At 40.2% G+C, this 1049-nt stretch carries 1 protein-coding gene; it reads left to right on the top strand.

Annotated elements, in window-relative coordinates:
- Nucleotides 1-253: 253 nt before the first annotated feature.
- The coding region (locus CCU_RS13480) for an aminotransferase class I/II-fold pyridoxal phosphate-dependent enzyme (RefSeq protein ID WP_208896303.1) at nucleotides 254-1049 on the top strand (796 nt) is incomplete at its 3' end.

Below are 1049 nucleotides of genomic sequence, written 5' to 3'. Positions count from 1 at the left end.
CGGCTAACTTGAAAATAAAAAGTTAAATATGAAATTTTGACGAAAATATAGTCGAATACAGTGATTAAACTTAGATTTTTCAACCAAAATTTGCAAAATACTGCAAACTTATGCGATTAAGGTCTAGACAACCGGAGAAATAAATTATATGATACAAGGGTTGAACGTTAGGATAGTCTATTTGATGTAGAATATTTTGACGTGCAACCTGGACATATAACTATAACATTGTTAGGTAGCAAGGGAGACTTTTATGAAAGCGTACAGTGAATTATCAAGAGAAGAGTTAATGGAACTTAGAGAGCAGCTGCTTGCGGCATATGAAGAGAAGAAGGCTCTTGGCCTGAACCTTGATATGTCAAGAGGTAAGCCATCACCAACCCAGCTTGGAGTATCTGTTGGTCTTATGGATGTTATCAACAGTGATTCTGATATGAAGTCAGAGTGTGGCATAGACTGCAGAAACTATGGGTGCCTTGATGGAATTCCAGAGGTCAAGAGACTTATGGCTGAGATGATGGGAACCACTGAGGATCATATCTTCATCGGTGGTAACGCAAGTCTCACTCTTATGTTTGACACTGTATCAAGAGCATATACACATGGAATAATGGGAGAGACACCTTGGTGCAAGCTAGATAAGGTGAAGTTCCTCTGTCCTGTTCCAGGATATGACAGACATTTTGCCATCACAGAGCATTTTGGAATAGAGATGATCAACATACCTATGTCAGAGACAGGTCCAGACATGGATATGGTTGAAGAACTTGTAAATTCAGATCCAACAGTAAAGGGCATATGGTGCGTGCCAAAGTACTCAAACCCACAGGGAATCTGTTACAGCGATGAGACAGTAAGAAGATTTGCAAATCTAAGACCAGCAGCTAAGGACTTCAGAATCTTCTGGGACAATGCATATGTCATCCATCATCTGTATGAGGACAATCAGGTAGAGATACTTGATATCATCGGAGAGTGTGAAAAGGCCGGCAATCCGGATATGGTATTTGAGTTTGCTTCAACATCAAAGGTAAGCTTCCCTGGTTCAG

This window comes from Coprococcus sp. ART55/1 (genome assembly GCF_000210595.1).
Classification (GTDB): domain Bacteria; phylum Bacillota; class Clostridia; order Lachnospirales; family Lachnospiraceae; genus Coprococcus; species Coprococcus aceti.
The sequence above is the reverse complement of the archived record's forward strand: the minus strand, read 5'-3'. Positions and strand labels throughout refer to the sequence as shown.